General features: G+C 61.7%; 18 protein-coding genes. 17 read left to right on the top strand and 1 reads right to left on the bottom strand.

Annotated features, from left to right (window positions below; genetic code table 11):
• The first annotated feature begins 107 nt into the window (after positions 1 to 107).
• From OKW26_RS02140 to OKW26_RS02070, 15 genes are all read left to right on the top strand, one after another.
• Positions 108 to 473, top strand: a complete 366-nt coding sequence (locus tag OKW26_RS02140) for a Zn-ribbon domain-containing OB-fold protein (protein ID WP_184061966.1) — start codon at positions 108 to 110, stop codon at positions 471 to 473.
• Positions 474 to 532: 59 nt separating this feature from the next.
• Positions 533 to 1684: a thiolase gene (locus OKW26_RS02135; protein ID WP_429352529.1), complete on the top strand. Its 1152-nt coding sequence runs from the start codon at positions 533 to 535 to the stop codon at positions 1682 to 1684.
• A 105-nt stretch (positions 1685 to 1789) separates the two neighbouring features.
• Positions 1790 to 2590, top strand: coding sequence for an enoyl-CoA hydratase/isomerase family protein (locus OKW26_RS02130; protein ID WP_429352528.1), 801 nt, complete (start codon positions 1790 to 1792; stop codon positions 2588 to 2590).
• Positions 2591 to 2601: 11 nt separating this feature from the next.
• Positions 2602 to 3408: an enoyl-CoA hydratase/isomerase family protein gene (locus OKW26_RS02125; RefSeq protein ID WP_429352527.1), complete on the top strand. Its 807-nt coding sequence runs from the start codon at positions 2602 to 2604 to the stop codon at positions 3406 to 3408.
• Positions 3409 to 3425: 17 nt separating this feature from the next.
• Complete coding sequence (locus OKW26_RS02120) at positions 3426 to 4241, top strand: enoyl-CoA hydratase/isomerase family protein (protein ID WP_429352526.1); 816 nt, start codon at positions 3426 to 3428, stop codon at positions 4239 to 4241.
• Between the two features lie 44 nt (positions 4242 to 4285).
• Positions 4286 to 5140, top strand: a complete 855-nt coding sequence (locus OKW26_RS02115) for an SDR family oxidoreductase (RefSeq protein WP_184061961.1) — start codon at positions 4286 to 4288, stop codon at positions 5138 to 5140.
• Positions 5141 to 5143: 3 nt separating this feature from the next.
• Positions 5144 to 6286, top strand: a complete 1143-nt coding sequence (locus OKW26_RS02110) for a CaiB/BaiF CoA transferase family protein (protein WP_429352525.1) — start codon at positions 5144 to 5146, stop codon at positions 6284 to 6286.
• A gap of 43 nt (positions 6287 to 6329) precedes the next feature.
• Positions 6330 to 7529 carry an acyl-CoA dehydrogenase family protein gene (locus tag OKW26_RS02105; protein WP_429352524.1) on the top strand — a complete coding sequence of 400 codons (1200 nt, stop codon included), beginning with the start codon at positions 6330 to 6332 and terminating at the stop codon, positions 7527 to 7529.
• 31 nt (positions 7530 to 7560) lie between these two features.
• Entirely contained in the window at positions 7561 to 8715 is a 1155-nt protein-coding gene (locus OKW26_RS02100; protein WP_429352523.1) for an acyl-CoA dehydrogenase family protein, read from the top strand.
• A gap of 34 nt (positions 8716 to 8749) precedes the next feature.
• Positions 8750 to 9916 carry an acyl-CoA dehydrogenase family protein gene (locus OKW26_RS02095; RefSeq protein WP_429352522.1) on the top strand — a complete coding sequence of 389 codons (1167 nt, stop codon included), beginning with the start codon at positions 8750 to 8752 and terminating at the stop codon, positions 9914 to 9916.
• Between the two features lie 16 nt (positions 9917 to 9932).
• Positions 9933 to 10739 carry an enoyl-CoA hydratase gene (locus tag OKW26_RS02090; RefSeq protein ID WP_429352521.1) on the top strand — a complete coding sequence of 269 codons (807 nt, stop codon included), beginning with the start codon at positions 9933 to 9935 and terminating at the stop codon, positions 10737 to 10739.
• A 22-nt stretch (positions 10740 to 10761) separates the two neighbouring features.
• Entirely contained in the window at positions 10762 to 11631 is an 870-nt protein-coding gene (locus OKW26_RS02085; protein ID WP_429352520.1) for a MaoC/PaaZ C-terminal domain-containing protein, read from the top strand.
• A 139-nt stretch (positions 11632 to 11770) separates the two neighbouring features.
• The gene (locus OKW26_RS02080; RefSeq protein WP_184062012.1) at positions 11771 to 12979 is read left to right on the top strand and encodes an acyl-CoA dehydrogenase family protein; all 1209 of its coding nucleotides are present in this window, start codon (positions 11771 to 11773) and stop codon (positions 12977 to 12979) included.
• A 9-nt stretch (positions 12980 to 12988) separates the two neighbouring features.
• Positions 12989 to 14122 (top strand): acyl-CoA dehydrogenase family protein, encoded by a 1134-nt coding sequence (locus tag OKW26_RS02075; RefSeq protein WP_429352519.1) that lies wholly within the window; start codon positions 12989 to 12991, stop codon positions 14120 to 14122.
• A gap of 71 nt (positions 14123 to 14193) precedes the next feature.
• Positions 14194 to 15423, top strand: a complete 1230-nt coding sequence (locus tag OKW26_RS02070) for a cytochrome P450 (RefSeq protein WP_429352518.1) — start codon at positions 14194 to 14196, stop codon at positions 15421 to 15423.
• A 144-nt stretch (positions 15424 to 15567) separates the two neighbouring features.
• On the opposite strand, the gene OKW26_RS02065 is transcribed toward OKW26_RS02070, so the two are convergent.
• Complete coding sequence (locus OKW26_RS02065; protein WP_429352517.1) at positions 15568 to 16227, bottom strand: TetR/AcrR family transcriptional regulator; 660 nt, start codon at positions 16225 to 16227, stop codon at positions 15568 to 15570.
• Between the two features lie 1361 nt (positions 16228 to 17588).
• Between OKW26_RS02065 and OKW26_RS02060 the strand changes: the two genes are divergently transcribed.
• Both OKW26_RS02060 and OKW26_RS02055 read left to right on the top strand, forming a co-directional pair.
• The gene (locus tag OKW26_RS02060; RefSeq protein ID WP_429352516.1) at positions 17589 to 19286 is read left to right on the top strand and encodes a DUF1302 domain-containing protein; all 1698 of its coding nucleotides are present in this window, start codon (positions 17589 to 17591) and stop codon (positions 19284 to 19286) included.
• Between the two features lie 14 nt (positions 19287 to 19300).
• Positions 19301 to 20650 (top strand): DUF1329 domain-containing protein, encoded by a 1350-nt coding sequence (locus OKW26_RS02055; RefSeq protein ID WP_311734815.1) that lies wholly within the window; start codon positions 19301 to 19303, stop codon positions 20648 to 20650.
• Positions 20651 to 20654: the final 4 nt, after the last annotated feature.

Genomic DNA, 20654 nt, shown 5'->3' with positions numbered 1-20654 from the left:
GTGCGTTTAAGATTTGGAACAGTGTTCGGTTATTTGTTCAATTTTGGCCCGACAGAACGGCTCGATTCGGCGCGAGCCCATGGCAAAACAATTTGGAGGAGAGGGGAATGGACTCTCTTTGTCCTGAAGTCGATTATCAGAAATTCCTGGCCGAGGGCCGCTTGATGATCCAGCGCAGCCGCGGCAGCGGCCGCTATGTCTTCTACCCGCGGGTGGCTGAGCCGGTTACCGGGATGCGCGATCTGGAGTGGGTCGAAGCCTGCGGGAAGGGGACGGTTTATTCCACTACCGTGGTGCGCCAGAAATCGCCCACGCCCAGCTACAACGTCGCAGTGATCGATCTGGAAGAAGGTGTGCGCATGCTGAGTTGTGTGGAGGGCATCGAGCCGGAAGCCGTGCGCATCGGCATGCCGGTGCAGGCGAAGATCGTGTACCGAGGGGAAGCGGCATTGCTTGTGTTCGAACCAGCCTGACGCCCGCTAACCCGCAGCCGGCCGTGAACAGCCGGTCACACCGATGAAAGGTAGATCGAATGGAATTCAACTTGCGCGGGCGTACCGCACTGGTGGCGGGCGCCACCTATGGGATGGGGGAAGCACCTGGCTTGTCGTCGCTGGACCTTGCTGCGCGTGCGTCCGTTGACGCGCTCGCCCAGGTGGGACTTACGCCTGGCGATGTAGACGGCCTTTTCGTGTGCACACCGGACGACATGCTGTCGGGTCTCACGTTTGCCGAATACCTCGGTATTAACCCGAAGTTCACCGACAACAACCGAAGCGGCGGATCGGCGTTCGAAATCTACGCGCACACGGCGGCCATGGCGTTGTGTACGGGACAGATCGATGTTGCCTTGATTGCATATGGGAGCAATCAGCGCAGCGCGGCGGGCAAGCTCGTGCAGTCGTCGCGTCCTTCGCCGTGGGAGAGCCCGTATAAGCCGATGAATCCGGTGTCGTCGTATGCGCTTGCGGCGGCGCGTCATATGCATCAGTACGGCACGAAGCGTGAGCATCTGGCCGAGGTGGCCGTCGCCGCCCGCAAGTGGGCGCAACTGAATCCGGATGCGTATATGCGCACGCCAATGTCGATCGACGACGTGATGGGCGCGCGCCTCGTGTCGGATCCGCTTTCCGTGCGCGATTGCTGCCTCGTGACGGATGGCGCGGCAGCGATCGTCATGGTGCGCGCCGGTCGAGCGCGTGATCTCACCGACAAGCCGGTGTATCTGCTCGGCGCGGCCTCGGCCACTTCGCACCGCGAAATCGCGAGCATGCCGGATCTCACGGTGACTGCCGCAGCGGAATCGGGCAGGCGTGCGTATCAAATGGCGGGCGTGAAGGCGAACGATATCGATGTCGCGATGCTGTACGACGCCTTCACGATCAACACCATTCTGTTTCTCGAAGACCTCGGCTTTTGCCCTAAAGGCGAAGGCGGCCGCTTTGTTTCAGACGGCGGCATCGCGCCGGGCGGCCGGCTCGCGGTCAATACGAACGGCGGGGGTTTGTCGTGCGTTCACCCCGGCATGTATGGGCTGTTCCTGATGGAAGAATCGATGCGGCAATTGACGGGCCGCGCTGGTGAGCGCCAGATACCCGGTGCGAAACTGGCGATCGCGCACGGTAACGGTGGTGTGCTTTCGAGCCAGGCCACGGTGATTCTCGGGACGCAGGAAACCCTGTAAAGACACGCTGTAAGACACGCCGCCCGCCAGGGTCACTGTCAACAGCTTTGCATGGGATCGGAGTAAGCGCTAAAGCGCTAACCCCGATCGACAGGAGACGGACAGATGAGCGAAGAGACCAGCAACGATGCAGCAGAGATCGTACAGGTCCGGCAAGACGGTGCAATCGCGATCGTCACATTGAACTATCCCCAACGGCGAAACGCGTTTTCGCTAAAGATGCGCGAGACGTTGTACGCGCGGCTTTATCGCCTGATGCATCATGAGGAAGCCTGCCGTGCGATCGTACTGACCGGCGCGGGCAATACGTTTTGCGCGGGTGGGGACATCTCGGAGATGCAGACGCGCAAGGTGCTCGAATATCGGCAGCGCAATGAACTGCCGCTCGATATCTTCAGACTGATGGTGGAAGGCCCGAAAGCGATCGTCGCCGCCGTCGAAGGGTTTGCGTTTGGCGCTGGTCTGTCGCTCGCCGCCGCTTGCGATCATGTCGTCACGTCATCGGCCGCGCGCTATGCGAGCGCGTTCGTCAAGGTCGGGCTGCTGCCCGATACGGGGCTCTATTGGTCGTTGTCGCAGCGCGTGGGCGGTGGCCTTGCACGCGAGCTCATGTTGAGTGCTCGTGAGTTCAACGGCGTCGAAGCGGGCGAGACCGGTTTTGCCAATCAGGTCGTCGAGCCCGGCGAGGCGCTGAACGCGGCCTCGAAGGTGGCGCAACAGTACGCGGAACTGCCCTCGGTGGCCACCGCGCACCTGAAGGCCGCGCTCGCGACGGGCATCCGTACGCTCGACGACGCCATCGAAGCGGAAGTCAACCTGCAGCCCATCCTGCGCCGCAGCCGCGAACACCAGGAGGCCGTGAGCGCCTTCATGGAAAAGCGCAAGCCGGTGTTCGTGGCCGACTGAAGGAAGCCAACATGAGCGAAAAAGAAACGGCAGAAAACGATACGACGTCGCTGATCGAGGTGACCCGCGAGGGACCGGTCGCGATCGTGACGCTAAACAATCCCCGACGCCGCAACGCGATGGGACGTCGGATGCGTCAGTTGTTGCGCGACACGATGCATCGGCTGATGGTGGGCGATCCGGACTCGCGGGCAATCGTCCTGACGGGCGCGGGCGAGCACTTTTGCGCCGGCGCCGACATCTCCGAGATGACGCAGCGCACGATCCTGCAAAGCCGCGAGATTCTGGCGGAGTCGTGCGTGGTAGTGCGTGAAATGCAGGCGGGACCCAAGCCGGTCGTGGCGGCCGTGGAAGGCGTAGCCTTCGGCGCCGGGCTGTCGCTCGCGGTCGCGACCGACTATGTCGTGGCTGCGTCGAATGCACGCTTTTGCGCGGCGTTTCTGCGCGTCGGCCTGATTCCGGACACCGGCATTCTGTGGACGCTTCCGAAGCGCATCGGCATGGCTCGCGCGAGGGAGATGCTCTCGCTCGCCACTGAAATCGACGGCGACAAGGCCGGAACGATTCACCTTGCCAACGAAGTCGTCGGGCCGGGTACTGCGCGCGCAAAGGCAATTGAAGTTGCGCGCGGTCTTGCCGACTTGCCGCCGCTCGGCGTGGCGCTGCTGAAGGACGCGCTGACCAACGCGGCGACGACCATGGAAGGCGCGCTGCGAGCCGAGATCGACTATCAGCCCATCCTGCGTCGGTCGAAAGACCATCAGGCTGCCTGTAAGGCGTTTATGGAAAAGACCAAACCGGTCTTCACGGGTGAGTGAGCGCGGGGAGCAATGCGATGAGTATCGAGCAGAAGGAAAAAGCCGCGGGCGCCGACGAGATCGTGCAGGTGCGCCGTCAAGGCGACGTGAGCATTGTCACGATGAACTACCCCGAGCGCCGCAACGCGTTCTCCATGAGGATGCGCGTTGCGCTGACCGAGGTCTTGCACCGGCTGATGCACGACGATCCGCAAACGCGCGCCATTGTGCTGACAGGCGCGGGCGGCCATTTTTGCGCGGGCGGCGACCTGTCCGAAATGCACGCGACCACTCTACGGTTGCTGGCGCTTCGTGAGCGCATCGCGGTGGGCGTGCGTCTGTTCAAGCTGATTTATACGGGCACGAAGCCGGTCGTCGCGGCGGTGGAGGGCACGTGCTATGGAGCGGGGCTGTCGCTGGCGGCTGCATGCGATGTCGTGGTCGGTGCCGATACCGCGAAGTACTCATGTGCGTTCGGCAAGGTCGGACTGCTTCCCGACACGGGAATTCTATGGACGCTGCCGCAAAAGGTCGGCGGCAGCAAGGCGCGTGAGTTGATGCTGAAAGGCGATGTCATCGACGCGGCCACGGCGCGCCGCATCGGCCTGGTCAGCGAGGTGGTCGCGAGCGGCGGCGCGCTCGATGCGGCGATCGAGGCCGCGGCGCGCTTCGCGAACTATCCGCCAGTGACGCTGGCGCTCCTGAAGGCGAGCCTCGTCAATGCGGGCAATTCGATCGAAGACGCATGCCGCCTCGAAACTGACCTCAATCCGCTGACCCGTCAAACGAGCGACCACGCGGAGGCGGTGACGGCCTTCATGGAAAAACGCAAGCCGGTTTTCACGGGTGCCTGACGCTGCCATTCTCCGTTGCTGTCCCTACTGGAAGTTCAACGCATATGTTTACGCCTGACCTGCTGAAGAACAAACGAATCCTCATCACCGGGGGAGGCACCGGCCTTGGTAAGAGTATCGGCCTGCGCTACCTCGAACTGGGCGCCGATCTCGTCATCTGCGGTCGCCGCAAGGAAGTGCTGGACGCGACGGCCGACGAGTTTCGCGGCGTCGTGCCTGGCGCGCGTGTCACGACGGTGCAGGCGGACGTGCGCAGCGCCGAGTCCGTCGAGTCGATGATGGAGACGATCTGGCGGGATGGTCCGCTCGACGTATTGCTGAACAACGCGGCGGCCAACTTCATCGCGCGCACGGAAAGCCTGTCGGCGCGCGCGGTGGATGCGGTGCTCGACATCGTGCTGCACGGCAGCTTCTATTGCACGATCGCGGCGGGCAAGCGCTGGATCGACGCGGGTCACCCGGGCAACGTGATCAGTACCGTATCGACGCCCACGATGACCGGCTCGGCCTTTACCGTGCCGTCCGCGGCCGCGAAGGCGGGTATTCTCGCCATGACCCGCAGCCTTGCGGTCGAGTGGGGCCCGAAGGGCATTCGCCTGAACGCGGTGGCGCCCGGACTGTTCCCGACGCCGGGCGCATGGGAGCAGTTGTACCCGCCGGGCTCGCAGGTCGAACCGCAGGAGCGCTCGGTGCCGCTGCGGCGCTTCGGCGATCACGCGGAACTTGCCAATCTCTACGCTTATCTGGCGTCCAATGGCTCCGGCTACATCACCGGCGACATGATCGTGATCGACGGCGGCCGCTGGATGCAGGGGGTTGGCGGCCCGACCTTCCGTGCGATGCAGGACTGGACCGACGAGCAATGGGACGCCATGCGCGCCCACGCTCGCAAGGGTTGAACCATGGGTCCGCTTGCAGGAGTTCGCATCATCGAGCTGGCCGGCATCGGCCCGGGGCCCATGGCGGCGATGCTGCTCGCCGATCTGGGTGCGACGGTGTTGCGCATCGAACGTCGCCAGCCGGTCAAGCTCGGTATCGAGCGTCCGCTGCGCTACAACCTGTTGCTGCGCAACCGGAAGACGATTGCGCTCGACCTGAAAGACCCGAAGGCCGTCGAACTCGTGCTCACGCTGGTGGAGCGCGCCGATGCCCTGATAGAAGGTTTCCGACCCGGCGTAACCGAGCGACTCGGGCTGGGCCCGCAGGCCTGCCTCGAACGCAATCCGAAGCTCGCTTACGGACGCATCACGGGTTGGGGCCAGGAAGGTCCGCTCGCGCAGTACGCCGGGCATGACCTGAACTACATCGCGATCACCGGCGTCCTCAACGCAATTGGCCGCCGCGATCAGCCACCGTCGATACCGCTGAATCTGATCGGCGACTATGCGGGCGGTTCGCTGTACCTTGCAATGGGGCTCCTGGCGGCGATCCTGCATGCGCGCAACGGCGGCGCGGGACAGATCGTGGATGCCGCGATCGTCGACGGCACGGCCAACCTTGCTACCACGTTCTTCGGCATGCAGGCTGCCGGCATCTGGCGCGACGGGCGCGGGACGAATATCACGGATTCGGGATCGCACTTCTACGACGTTTATGAATGCGCGGACGGCAAGTGGATTACGGTCGGCCCCATCGAGGACAAGTTCTATCTCGAACTCCTCCGCCTGCTCGACATCGATCCGCAAACGCTGGGTACGCAGCTCGACGCAAGCAACTGGCCCGCCGCGCGCGCACTGTTCGCGCTGAAATTCAAGCGACGCACACGCGAGCAATGGACCACCTTGCTCGAACACACGGACGCGTGCTTCGCACCGGTTCTGTCGTGGACCGAGGCACCCGAGCATGCGCATCTGAAGGCGCGCGGCACGTTCATCGAAGTGGACGGCATCGTGCAGCCCGCGCCGGCGCCGCGCTTCTCCGCCACGGTGCCCGCGAAGCCGACGGCGCCCGAGGCGCCCGACGCGACCACGATCGACGCCGCGCTGGCGGCATGGCTCGAACCGGGCCGCATTGGCGAGTTGAAAGAAGCGGGAACGCTGGCCTGAGCCGCACCCGACAGGCGACCCATAAAGACGAAACGAGACACTCATGGATCTGCGATATACCGACGAAGAGCTGGCGTTCCGCAATGAGGTCAGAGCCTTCTTCAAGGAAGCGCTGCCGGCCGACATCCGACGCAAAGCTACCTTGGGGCAGCGCTATTCGGCGGCCGACCTGCGCCGCTGGCAACGCATGCTCTACGAGCGCGGCTGGGCGACGCCGGCGTGGGACAAGGCGTGGGGCGGGACGGGCTGGAGCGCGGTGCAGCAATACATCTTCAAGGAAGAGCTGCACATGGCCCCGGCGCCCGAGACGCTGTCATTCAACGTGAACATGATCGGTCCGGTTTTGATCGCGTTCGGCAGCGAGGAGCAAAAGCGCCATTTCCTGCCTCGCATCGCGAGCCTCGAATACTGGTTCTGCCAGGGATTCTCCGAGCCCGGAGCCGGTTCGGACCTGGCCGCGCTGCGAACCCAGGCGGTGCGCGACGGGGACCACTATGTCATCAACGGCCAGAAGCTCTGGACTTCGACGGCGCATCACGCGGACTGGATGTTCTGTCTCGTACGCACGGATTCGAGCGGCAAGAAGCAGCAGGGCATCACGTACCTTCTGATCGACATGAAGACACCGGGCCTGACCGTGCGCCCGATCGTCACGATCGACGGCCACCATGAAACCAACGAGGTGTTCTTCGACAACGTGCGCGTGCCGGTTGCGAATCGAATTGGCGAAGAGAACAAGGGTTGGGATTACGCGAAGTATCTCCTTGGCAACGAACGCAGCGGCATTGCGCGCGTAGGCGTTTCGAAGATGCGCGTGCGTCACGCGAAGGATCTGGCGAAGCGCGTGCCCTGTGGCGACGGTGTGCTATGGGATGACCCGCGTTTTCGCGAACGAGTCACGGCCGTAGAGGTGGAACTGAAGGCTTTGGAGATGACGCAGATGCGCGTAATCGCCGAGAGCAGCGCGCAGCAGAGCCACGTGCCCGACCCGAAGACCTCGATCCTGAAGATCAAGGGTTCGGAGCTGCAGCAACTCGCAGCTGAATTGCTCCTCGAGGTGGCAGGGCCGGATGCTCTACCGCTCGACCTCGACTTCCTGCGTGGGCTTGCCGATCCGGTTCGCGAACCCGAATGGGCGCTCACCGTTGCGCCGAATCACTACTTCGCGCGCCACGTCTCGATCGTGGGCGGCTCCAACGAGATTCAGAAGAACATTCTCGCCAAGTCCGTACTTGGACTTTGAGCGACGGGCGAACTGCGGAGAAGCATCAGATATGGACTTTGATTTCACCGATGAGCAACGCATGCTCAAGGACAGCGTCGACCGGCTCGTCAAAGACGAGTACGGGTTCGAGCAGCGCGCGAAGTATCTCGCTGAGCCGGACGGTTTCAGCCGCGAGCTTTGGGCGCGTTACGCCGACATGGGTCTGCTGGGCCTTTCGTTTGACGAGGAATACGGCGGCAGCCACTGCGGCCCTGTCGAAACGATGATCGTGATGGAGGCGTTGGGTCGCGCTCTCGCGGTCGAACCGTATCTCGCGACGGTCGTGCTGGGCGGCGGCTTGGTGCGGCTCGGCGGCAACGCGGCGCAACGCGCGGCGATTCTGCCGCAGATTGCGCAGGGCGAGTTGCAGATGGCGTTCGCACACAGCGAGGCGCAGGCGCGGTATGACCTGGCGGACGTTGCGACCTCGGCACGACGCGAAGCCGCCGGCTGGGTGCTCGACGGCGCCAAGCGCGTTGTGCTCCACGGCGGCAGCGCCGACGTTCTCGTGGTGTCGGCGCGCGTGTCCGGTGGTAGGCGCGAGCGTGACGGCATCGGGCTGTTCGTGGTCAGGGCCGACGCGCAGGGCGTGACGCGCCACACGTATCCGACGCAAGACCGGCTGCGTGCGGCCGACGTCGAGTTGTCGCGGGTGCGCGTTCCGGATAGCGACGTTCTGGGCCTGGCGGGCGCTGCATTGCCGCTCATCGAAACGGTCGTTGCGCACGCGATCGCGGCGGTGAGCGCGGAAGCCGTAGGTGCAATGGCAGCTGCGCACGAAGAAACCGTGGAGTACCTGAAGGTCCGCAAGCAGTTCGGGGTGCCTATCGGATCATTCCAGGCGCTCCAGCATCGCGCGGTCGACATGCTCGTCATGGTGGAGCAGGCGCGCAGCATGGCGCTCTTCGCGACCATGATGAGCGAGGAGCCGGACCCGGCGGAACGCGATCGCAGTATGTCGGCGGCGAAAGTGCAGATCGGGCGCTCGGGCCGGTTCGTCGGTCAACAAGGCGTGCAATTGCACGGCGGCATCGGGATGACCGAGGAGTGCAAGATCGGTCACTACCTGAGACGCCTGAGCGTGATCGATATCCAGTTCGGCTCGACCGAACATCATCTGACCCAGCTCGCCAATGCAGGCGGACTGATCGATGCAGCAGCGTGAGCCGCGCGTCCAGCCAAGCAAACGGAAACCATTCATGAGCCGAATTTCCCCACCCGATCAATATCAGGAACTGCGCGACGCCTTGCGCGACCTCTCGAAGGCGTACCCGGACGAGTACTGGCGCCGTATCGATCACGAGCGCGTCTATCCCGAGGCGTTTGTGGACGCGCTGACGAAGGCCGGCTGGATGGCCGCGCTGATCCCTCAGGAGTATGGCGGTTCAGGTCTCGGGTTGACCGAGGCGTCCGTGATCATGGAGGAAATCAACCGCAACGGCGGCAACTCTGGCTTTTGTCATGGCCAGATGTACAACATGAATACGCTGCTCAGAAACGGCTCGGAGCCGCAAAAGCGCAAATACCTGCCGAAGATCGCGAGCGGAGAATTGCGTCTGCAATCGATGGCTGTGACCGAACCGACCACCGGAACGGACACGACGAAGCTGAAGACCACTGCTGTAAAAAGAGACGACCGGTACGTGGTGAACGGCCAGAAGGTGTGGATATCACGCGTGCAGCATTCGGACATGATGATCCTGCTCGCACGCACCACGCCGTTGTCGGACGTGAAGAAGAAGTCGGATGGGCTGTCGTGCTTTCTCGTGGACCTGCACCAGGCTATCGGCAATGGCCTGACCGTGCGGCCGATTCCGAACATGGTCAATCACGAGACGAACGAACTGTTCTTCGACAATCTGGAGATTCCTGAAGAGAACCTGATTGGCGAAGAAGGCAAGGGCTTCAAGTACATCCTCGACGGACTCAACGCCGAGCGCGCACTGATCGCGGCCGAGTGCATCGGCGACGGCTACTGGTTCGTCGAGCGCGCGTCGAAATACGCCAGCGAGCGTATCGTGTTCGACCGGCCCATCGGTATGAACCAGGGCATCCAGTTCCCGATCGCCGAGGCCTACATCGACGTGCGCGCGGCGGATCTGATGCGCTACAAGGCCTGCGAACTGTTCGACAACCATCAACCGTGCGGCGCGGAAGCGAACATGGCGAAGCATCTCGCGGCCACGGCTTCGTGGAAAGCCGCCAATGCCTGTCTGCAGACCCATGGCGGCTTCGGTTTCGCTTGCGAATACGATGTCGAGCGCAAGTTCCGCGAAACCCGGCTCTATCAGGTGGCGCCGATTTCGACGAACCTGATCCTGTCCTACGTCGCCGAGCACGTGCTCGACCTGCCGCGTTCATTCTGAGCTTTGGAGGGATCTGATGCGCTTCGAGACCATTCTGTACGACGTCAAGGACCGGGTAGCGACGATCACGCTGAACCGTCCGGAACACATGAACACCTGGAACGACCAGGTGGCGACCGAAGTGTACGAGGCAATGCAGGCGGCCGGCTCGGACCGTGGCGTTCGCGTCATCATTTTCACCGGCGCGGGCAAGGCGTTTTGCGCGGGCGGCGATATTCACAGCTTCGGCGGTGATCCCGCCGCGCTCATGACGAAGCTCCCGCGTCCGTTCGATATGCGCAAGCGCGCCGACTGGCAAACGCGCTGCTCTTACTACCCGGCCATTCCGAAGCCGGTGATCGCGATGCTCAACGGCGCCACTGTCGGCATTGGCCTGATCCACGCCCTTTTCTGCGACATCCGCTTTGCGTCCGAAGACGCGACCATCACGACGGCATTCGCGCGCCGCGGCCTGAGCGCGGAATACGGCATGGCCTGGATACTCGCGCGCCACGTCGGCCAGGCACACGCGCTCGACCTGCTGCTGTCGGGACGCAAGATCAAGGGGCGCGAAGCCGAACGTATGGGACTCGTGAATCGGGCAATTGCGGCGGACAAGCTGGTCGATGAGACCTATGCCTACGCGCGCGAAATGGCGGAGTTCTGCTCGCCGCGATCGATGCGCATCATGAAGGAGCAGGTCTGGGAGGTGCCGTTCCAGACGCCCCACGAGGCGGTGATACACGCCGGGTTGGACATGCCGATCGCCAACCAGTGCGATGACTACAAGGAAGGCATGGCGAGCTTTCTCGAGAAGCGCAAGCCCAACTTCACGGACTACTGAGCATACATAGGACTACCACCTCATGCTGAACTACGAAGTCGTCAAGAACTGGCCGATCGAAGATGTCACGCAGACATATAGCGAGCGCGACGTGATGCTGTATTCGCTGGGTCTCGGGTTGGGCGCAGACCCGCTGGACGCAGAACAGCTGCGCTACGTCTATGAAAAGGACCTGCAAGCGATGCCGACTTGCGCGGCCGCGTTCGCATGGCCGAAATCGTGGATGCGCGATTCGCGTACGGGCATCGACTACCTGAAGCTCGTGCACGGTGAGCAGGACGTTCGCTTCATGCGCCCGATGCCGGTTGCAGCGACCATCGTCAGCAAGACGCGGGTGAGCCGCATCTCGGACAAGGGCGCGGGCAAGGGCGCGATCGTCGAGCTCAAGCGTGACATCATCGACGCCTCGACGGGCGAACAACTTGCCGAAGTCCGGCAGGTGTCCTTTCTGCGCGGCGACGGAGGGTTCAGCGCCGGGTCGGGCGCGAGCGACGCGCCGCCCGAAGCCCTTCCGGCTGTGCCGGAGCGCGCGCCGGACGCGGAATACGTGTTTTCGACCGGCGCGCATGCAGCGTTGATCTACCGCCTTTCGGGCGACGCCAACCCCCTGCACGCGGACCCGGAGGTGGCGTCGAAAGCCGGATTCAAGCGGCCCATTCTTCACGGCCTCGCGACCTATGGCATGGCGGGTTACGCCGCGATTCGCACCTTCGCGGGCAACGATGCAACGCGTCTGAAGCGACTCGCCTTGCGCCTGACCGCGCCGGTGTACCCCGGCGAAGAAGTGCGCTTCCAGTTCTGGCGGGACAGTGACACGCGTCTGCATCTGCGGGCGCGCGTCGACGCACGCGATGTGGTGGTGCTGAACAACGGAATCGTGGAAATTGCCTGAAACCGCGCCCGGCAGCGCCAACGAGCTTTGCCGGGCCGCGACTGGAGCCTGAAATGAAACGACCCCCATGCTCACTGTTGTTCGCGGCCCCCCGGGGGGGCTTCAGCCTCCCTTGGGGGCGGCCCGGCGGGAGGCTGAAATGGACCTGAAAGAGAGTCCCGCCGACAAGGAATTTCGCGCCACGGTGCGCGAATTCGTAGCGACTCATTTGCCCGACGACATTCGTGAACGGGTGCTGAACTTCCGCCATGTGCCGCGCGAAGACTACGTGCGCTGGCAACGCATTCTGGCCGGGAAGGGATGGGGCGCACCTGCATGGCCCGCGCAATTCGGCGGCGCCGCCTGGAATGCCGCGCAGCGCAACATTTTCGACGAGGAATGCTTTACCGCCGGCGCGCCGCGCCAGATGCCGTTTGGCCTTTCGATGGTTGGACCTGTAATCCAGAAGTTCGGCACCGACGCGCAGCGCGAACGGTTCCTGCCGCGCATCATCTCGATGGAGGACTGGTGGTGTCAGGGTTACTCCGAGCCGGGTGCGGGTTCCGATCTGGCGTCGCTCAAGACGCGTGCGGACCGTGTCGAGCGCGACGGTCAACCGTTCTACGTCGTCAACGGCCAGAAGATCTGGACCTCGTTTGCCCAATGGGCGAACTGGATTTTCTGCCTGGTCCGCACGGATGGCAGCGGCCGCCCACAGGAAGGCATCTCGTTCCTGCTGATCGATATGTCGACGCCCGGCATTACGGTCAGACCCATCCGCACGCTTGACGGCGGCCACGACGTCAACGAAGTGTTCTTCGACAATGTGGCAGTGCCAGTGAGCAATCTCGTCGGTGAGGAGCATCGCGGCTGGTCGATCGCCAAGTATCTGCTCGGCCACGAGCGGACCAATATCGCCGGCCTCGGCAACTGCAAGCGTTTCATGCGACGTCTGAAGGAGATTGCCAGCACCGAGCGTAAGCACGGCAAGCCTCTCATCGAGGACGTTCGCTTTCGCGATCGCATCGCCAGGGTGGAAATCGATTTGATCGCGCACGAATGGTCGCTGCTGCGCGTCGTCTCAGCCGAAACTGCAGGACGTCCCATCGGACCGGAGGCTTCGGTGCTGAAAATCCGCGGTTCGGAGATTCAGCAGGAGCTTACGGAGCTGATCATGGAATGCGCAGGCCCCTATGCGGTGCCTTTTGTAAGCGAAGCGCTGGAGGCGCACTGGCGCGGCGAAACCGCGAACGGCGAGCTGCTCAACGCGCTGGCCGCGCACTACCTGGACTGGCGCAAGATTTCGATCTACGGCGGTTCGACTGAAGTGCAGAAAAACATCATCGCCAAGCAGGCGCTCGGCATCTGAGGACACGCCATGGACTTCACGCTGGTTGAAGAGGAACAGATGCTGGCCGACGTGGTCGGCCGTTTCGTCGAAAAGGAATACGACTTCGAGGCGAGGCGCCGTCTCGCCGCTACTCCCGAGGGCTGGTCGGCTGCGCACTGGACGACGCTGGCCGAAATGGGCGTGCTGGCGCTGAACGTGCCGCAGGATCATGGTGGCCTTGGCACGGGCCCGGTCGAGACCATGCTCGTGATGGAGGCCTTCGGCCGTGGACTCGTACTGGAGCCGTTTGTTTCGACGGCCGTGATCGGCGCGAAGCTGATCGGGCGCGCGGGACACGAGGCGCGCAAGGCCGAGCTGCTGGCCGGTATCGCCGACGGCAGCCTGAAGACCGCGCTCGCGACGCTCGAACCTGGTGCGCGTTTCGATTTGTGGAACGTTGCGACGAGGGCCGAGCCAACGCGTGACGGGTTCATCCTGAATGGACGCAAAGGCGTTGTACTGCACGGCGACAGCGCGGACATTCTGCTGGTTTCGGCGCGTAGCGCAGGCGAGCAGACCGACAAGCACGGCATCACTCTCTTCGCCGTCGATGCGCGAACGCAAGGCGTGAGCGTCAAAGGATTTCCGGCACTCGATGGCCAGCGTGTCGCCGAGGTAGTGCTGGACGACGTACACGTCGGTGTAACGGCTGTCATCGGCGCCGTCGTTCAGGGCTACCCGTTGCTCGAGTGGGTCGTCGATCAAGGCATTTTTGCGCTGTGCGCGGAAGCGGTCGGCGCGATGTCGCGGCTGAGCGATCTGACCTTTGAATACCTGCGCACGCGAAAGCAGTTTGGCTCGCCGATCGGCAAGTTCCAGGCGCTGCAGCATCGCGCCGCCGATATCTTGACCGCGGTAGAGCAGGCGAAATCGATGGTCTTCTTTGCTGCCGCGAAACTTGGCGAGGACGATGACCTGGAAGCCCATCGTGCTGTTACAGCCGCAAAGGCGCTCATTGGCCGTAGTGCACGCTTCGTGGCACAGCAAGCGGTGCAACTGCACGGCGGAATGGGCATGACGGACGAACTGGCGGTGGGGTGGTACGTGAAGCGGCTCACCTGCATCGACATGACTTGGGGAAACACCGAACACCATCTCGAGCTGTACGGTGCGTTCCTGTAATTGCAGTTAATCAGACGACAAGAATGGTCCCGACCGCCCATACCGGTCGATTCGAAGAAAGGAGACAACTAATGTCAGTAGCTGCTCATGGCGGGACTCCGGATCTGGCGCCAATTCCCGCGCACGTATTGCCTGAACGAGTGTTCGACATCGATATCTACAATCCGCCGGGTGCCGAAGACGACTACCATCTCTCGCTCAAGCAGTTGCACGCCGAAGGCATTCCCGACATTCTCTGGACACCCCGCAACGGCGGACACTGGATCGCGACGCGCGGCGATGACATCTATCAGATCCTCAAGGACTACGAGAATTTCTCGTCGAAGCAGCTGACAGTGCCGCTCGTCGAGCATCAACCGTTGCCGCCGATCTTCTTCGATCCTCCGCAGCACACCGCCTATCGCGCGCTGATCGCGCCCGCGTTCATGCCGCAGGCAATCGGCAAGCTCGAGGAGAAGGCGCGCGAAATGGCGATCGAACTGATCGACGGCTTTTATCCTAAGGGCGAGGTGGAATTCGTATCGGGGTTTGCGCAGCATCTTCCGATCGGCATTTTCATGAACATGGTGGCGCTGCCCGCCGAGGATCGCGAGTACTTGCTCGGCCTCGCTGACAAGATGGTCCGCCCGGTCGATGCCAACGAGAAGCTCAAGGCGCTCGGTGCGATCTTTCAGTACCTGGGGGTGAAGATTGCGGAACGCCGCGCGAACCCGGGTGACGATCTCATCAGCAAGATCGTCCATTCGAAGATCGACGGGCGCGCGCTCACCGACGAAGAAGTGCGGGGGCTCTGTGGTCTCGTGCTGATTGGCGGCCTCGACACGGTTGCCTCGGCAATGGGCTTTATCGCGCGATTCCTCGCCGGGAGCCCGGCCCACCGCAAGCAGCTCATCGATAACCCCGAACTGACGCAGAAGGCCGTGGACGAGCTTCTGCGGCGCTTCCCGGTGGTCAATCAAGGGCGGCGGATCACACACGATTTCGAGTACAAGGGCGTGCAGATGAAGGCGGGTGACATGATCATCATGCCGACCACACTGCACGGTCTGGACGAGAGAAAGTTCGACGATCCGCTGAGCGTCGATTTCGCTCGGCCTACGCCGATTCATTCGACGTTCGGCAATGGCGCGCATCGTTGTCCCGGCTCGTTCCTTGCGCGCGTGGAGTTGAAGGTTTTCCTTCAGGAATGGCTTAAGCGGATTCCCGATTTCCAGATCAAGCCTGGCGAGAAAGCGGGTGTCCACGGAGGTGTGAACGGCACGCTATACCACTTGCCTCTTGTCTGGGACGTAGTCCGCTGAGGATCGGTCACGATGGCCTGAGCTGGCCATTGTGATCATGTGCGTCTGTAGAAGGCGATCTGCGGCTCAGTGCGCCCGTCACATGGCGCCGACCGCTCCATCCGGGCCGGGCGCGATTCTGGCACAAGCAGCTGCCTTGCAGTTTTACGGAGATGCCTTGCTCAACGCTCGCCAGACGACCTTCATGGCGTGACGGAATGAGTCCGCATTAAATGTGTCCGCGTCGGACCGGCGAAGAAAGACGACCAGACCTTGCAGATGTGAAAGGAGTAGGGCGCCGCGCAACGTGCATTCTCCCGAGGGCAAGGTTGGGCTGATCTGCGCGATCAGTTCCGCCAGGAGACCCTGAAAATCCGCAGTAGATTTCGCCATCAGGGCATGCAGAAAGGGCTCGTGCTCTGCGAGACTCCAGGATTCCAGCACAAAGGCGCTAACGCGATTTCCGCCGGTCGCCGTCAGTACGGAGAACGCCTCGTCGACGATGACATCCAGTCGCGCCTCCGGTGGACGGGATTGGTCTTGGGCGATCGTCCGATAGTGCTCGAAATAGCGATCCGTGTATGCCTCGATCGTGGCCCGCAATAGTTCTTCGCGAGTGCTGAAGTAGTGCTGCAAGGTCCTCAGTCGAATCCCTGCCTCGCTGGCAATTCGGCGTTGAGTGAAACCAGCGTTACCTTCGGATGCGAAGACCTCGATCGCCACTTCGATGATGGCGGGCACGCGGGTCGTTCTGTTCCCGCGCCGTCTGGGCCCGTCTGCTGCCGTGTTGCCGAGGTCTGCCGATGAGATGGTCAGGTCTTTCATCTGTTGTGCTCTCCTTGGCGTCTGCTGCCCTCGCGCTTGTTGCCAGTCCGGGATGTGTATCTGCGGGCTATACCCCGCCTGATACGAACGGCGTTCGATCCTGATCGCGCAGCGCCGGCATTGACCTGATGATAGTCGGATGACGAATAAATATGCGTCTTCTGACTAATTAGCTTTTAGCTAAAGCCTGATCCAGTCACTCGCGGCATCACATATCCTACCCGAATAAAGGGTAGATTTGTCCATACCAGCATTTCCCCTGGTGTCATCTGGGCTTGATAATGGGTCGGCTGACTACTACTATTTAGTCAATCGACACATTACGCCGGAAACCGACCATTCCCGTGTGTCGCAAGCCGAAGCAGCAGATCCGCAGGGTTTGGGGTTGGCCGGTTAGAGTCGCCAATTTGCGTTCGTGGTTGTGATGTCAGCAGCGCGCACAGGGCGGTAGAAGGAGCTGGACATGAAGGTTGGGGAAGGTTCTTTGCGTTGGCTGATCGACAAGTGGATTGCGCCCACTGCAACCACCTCGGTGCACATCACCCGATGTACTTTCGCAAATTCAGGCCAGACGAGGTGTGTACTTGCGCGGTCGTCCGCCGCTGAGAACTCCCTCGCGATATTCTTCTTTCGGCACGACGACGGGGCATGGCGCGTGTTCCCGCCTCCTCCCCGCAAACCAGAAAGGCACTTCTACGCAGGAACGGGATAAGGGATTCGTCTGATCGCGGTCCATGAACAGCCTATATAAAAGGACTGCAAAGGAAACTGATCCGATCGCACAAGCGTTTTCGGCTGCTTCTGCGATTCGTCCTGCTTTCGCGCTTGAATGGAAAGACGGAAAGGCCGGCTCATCGTGGCCTGTACCGCGTACCGGACTAGAATCGAAGAATCCGGGCTGCGCCCGGCCTGCCTATCGATTCATCATCGGCTCGGACGGTGTTCCGAAAGCCATCCATGGTTTGCATCGTCAATCTGCGCAGTCGAATCGGACACTTCGCAAATGCAAGCGTCGCCACTGTCTCGTCAGCGTCACGCGCTCTGCACGCATTGGGCACCACTGCGACCCTGGTCATGCGCGGACCGCTTCGAGTTCATCACCAAACTCAAATCCACGTTTACCCCTCATTTTGAACGTCGTTCGGAAAATTGCATCACTTAGGGGTGAGCGAGCGTTGACAGTCGAGTTTCGAGCGTTTATCTTTCCGAACAGCATTCGCATTCTGGTGGCGCTGTGGGAGGTATCCGAGGCGCGATGCTGACGAGGTAGGGAGGCCGGTTTCGCTTCATTGCAAAAGTCTGCGGCAGTCCAACGGCCTGGGCCTTTTCTGCGGCAGCGCGACAAAGACAAGAGGAGACGCATGAAACAGAAGAGTCTAAAGCCAGGTGCGATCAGCCTTGGCGTGCACGCGACCTGCATCGCTGCAGCGTGCGGGTTGTGGAGCGCGAACGCCAACGCCTTCCACTTCGATGTGCCGAACCCGGACATCGACATGGAATGGGACAACACGGTGCGTGCGGACTACGGCATCCGGCTTCAGAACCCGAGCCACTTCTACACGAACAGCCCGACCTACGACGAGGGCGATCTATCGACGCCGAAGTTCAGCACGATCCAGTCGATGCTGAACCTCTACAGCGAATTCGATTTCAAGTACAAGGACACGTCCGGCTTCCGCATCAGTATGGACGCGTGGTACGACCCGACGTTCAAGAATCACAATACGAGCAATCCTGCATTTCCTCCGAACTATCCGAACAACGAGTACACCAGCTACATCAAGAAGTACTACCAGGGGCCGAGCGCCGAGCTGCGTGATGCGTTCGTGTTCCACACTTTTGACCTCGGTGGTCACTCTGTCAACGTCAAGCTCGGCCGGACGGCAGTCACCTGGGGGCAGTCGGCGTTTGCTACGCTGGGTGGCGCGAACTCGGTGGCCATCGGTCAGCAGCCGCTCGACCTGATGAAACTGACGCAGAGCCCGAGCGCTTCGCTCAAGGAAATCGTGTTGCCGACGGCTCAGGCCAACGTGACGACGAGCATTACCGACACGTTCTCTCTCGGCGCGCAGTACACGTTCGAATGGAATCACGATCGGCTGCCTGAAGGCGGCACATATTTCGGCGGTGCCGATCCTATTCTTTACGGCCCTCCGATCGCCAGCTACCAAAACATTCCGGGGCTGGGCACATTCGCGATTCCGCGCATCGCGCCGACGAAAGGCCAGATCGGCGATATCGGCATCGACGGCAAGTGGCGTGTCGATTCGATCGCTACGACCTATGAATTTACGTACCGCCACTTCGCCATGAAGATGCCGTGGGCGGCGGTGCTACTCCCGGGTGCCGGACCCGAACTCTTCCCGGGCACCAACCTTCCCGGTGTTACGGCGAAGTACGGCAACGACGTGAACCTGATCGGCGCTGGCTTCAACAGTGCGATCGGCAGCGCGGCAGTGGCAGGCGAGCTGTCGTATCGCTGGAACATGCCACTCAATGCCGTCAACACGACGACGGTCAACGATGCGCCGACGGGTCGCACGCTGCACGGTCTGCTGAACGTCACGCAGTCGTTCGGCAAGACGCCCATGTGGGACAACATGTTCCTGCAGGCGGAATTCGCGTTCAACCAGCTGCTAAGCGTGCAATCGAATGCGCGGAATTTTGCCAACTCCAGCTATGACACCACGGGCCAATGTTCGGCATCGGGCAACTCCGCGTTTAACAACTGCTCGACGCGCTTCTGGGCCGGGATCGGCATTGGTGCGAGCCCGCAGTGGTATCAGGTATTCCCTGGGGTTGATTTGACGATGCCGCTGTTCGTTAATCTGAATCTGAAGGGCTACTCATCTGTCATCGCGCCAGCGGCCGAAGCACAGGGGCAGAACACCTTCGTGGTCGGGCTTGATTTCACGATCTACAACAAGCATGAGGTGGACATTACCTACACCTACTACATGAACAAGAAGGGGTACTCAACGGCGGGAGCCGCGACGGCGCTCGGTGCACCGTACAGCGACAAGTCGTGGATCGGCATCACCTATCAGACAACGTTTTGATGATGGAGGCACGTGTGAAAAGTTTCCCAAAGCTTCTTAAGGCGCTGGCGATACTCGCCGCGGTTTGGGCCTCACCGTATACGCTGGCGATCGAGAGTGGGATCACGCCGTTCGGCGCGGAAATTGCCGGCAACAAGGACGGCACGATTCCGGCCTACACGGGGGGCATCAAGGACTTTCCGACCGGGTTCAAGGCCGACTCCGGAAAATGGGCCGACCCGTTTCCCGGTGAAAAGCCGGTTCTGCAAATCACGGCTCAGAACTATCAGCAATACGCCGACAAACTGAGCGCCGCCTCGATCGAGCTGTTCAAGCGCTATCCGACTTACCGGATGGACGTTTACCCGACGCACCGCTCGGTTTCGTATCCGGACTGGTATCTCCAGAACTCGGAAAAGGACGCGGAAAGTGCCAAGCTCGAAAAAAACGGCCTTTATATCGATGGGGCGTTCGGCGGCAAGCCGTTCCCGGTGCCGAAAAACGGTCAGGAGGCGCTGTGGGACTGGGAATTACGCTACGTCGGAACGGCCCAGAAAAACAACGTGAAGACGTGGCTCGTCGATTCGAGCGGCACGCCGATTCTTGCTGCGCAGTTCAAGAGTTCGCTGCTCTATCCGTATTTCGAGCCGAAGGACGAAGCGGAGTTTCGCAAGAAGGGCCCCCTCGCGATCTGGTATCAGGTATATAACGACTACGCGTCGCCGGCCCGCCTGATTGGCGACACGACGCTCTTCTGGTACTTCACGGATTCGGCCGATCACGATCAGCAATCGTGGGAATACAACCCGGGCCAACGCCGCGTGCGCGTGGCGCCCGATCTCGCCTACGACACGCCGAACCCCGGCTATTCCGGCGCGATCACGATGGACGACATCCAGTTGTTCTACGGCAAGATCGATCGCTGGAACGCGAAGCTGGTCGGCAAGAAGGAAATGTACATTCCGTACAACGACTACAAGCAGCAGTACGACACGCCGGCCAGCAAGATCACCACGCCGCATTTCGTGAATCCCGATTATGTCCGGTGGGAGCTGCACCGCGTATGGGTCGTGGAGCTGACGCTCAAGCCGGGCGCGCGTCACATCTACAGCAAGAAGACGCTGTACTTCGACGAGGATGGCGGCGGGGGAATGATGGATGCCTACGACCAGTCCGGCAAGCTCTATCGGGCCGGCTTTGAGACCACGGTTCCAGCGTACGACTACAAGGTGCCGTATTCGCTCGGTAACTGGTTCTACGACTTCAACAGCGGCATTTATATCTTCGGCAGCCATCCGGCGGACTCGCCCGGGATTTTCTTCAACGTGAATTTCCCAAATGACTACTTCACGCCGGAGCGTATGCAATCCGCGGGTGTGCGCTAATTGC

This window comes from Paraburkholderia sp. 32 (genome assembly GCF_050435345.1).
Taxonomy (GTDB): domain Bacteria; phylum Pseudomonadota; class Gammaproteobacteria; order Burkholderiales; family Burkholderiaceae; genus Paraburkholderia; species Paraburkholderia tuberum.
The sequence above is the reverse complement of the archived record's forward strand: the minus strand, read 5'-3'. Positions and strand labels throughout refer to the sequence as shown.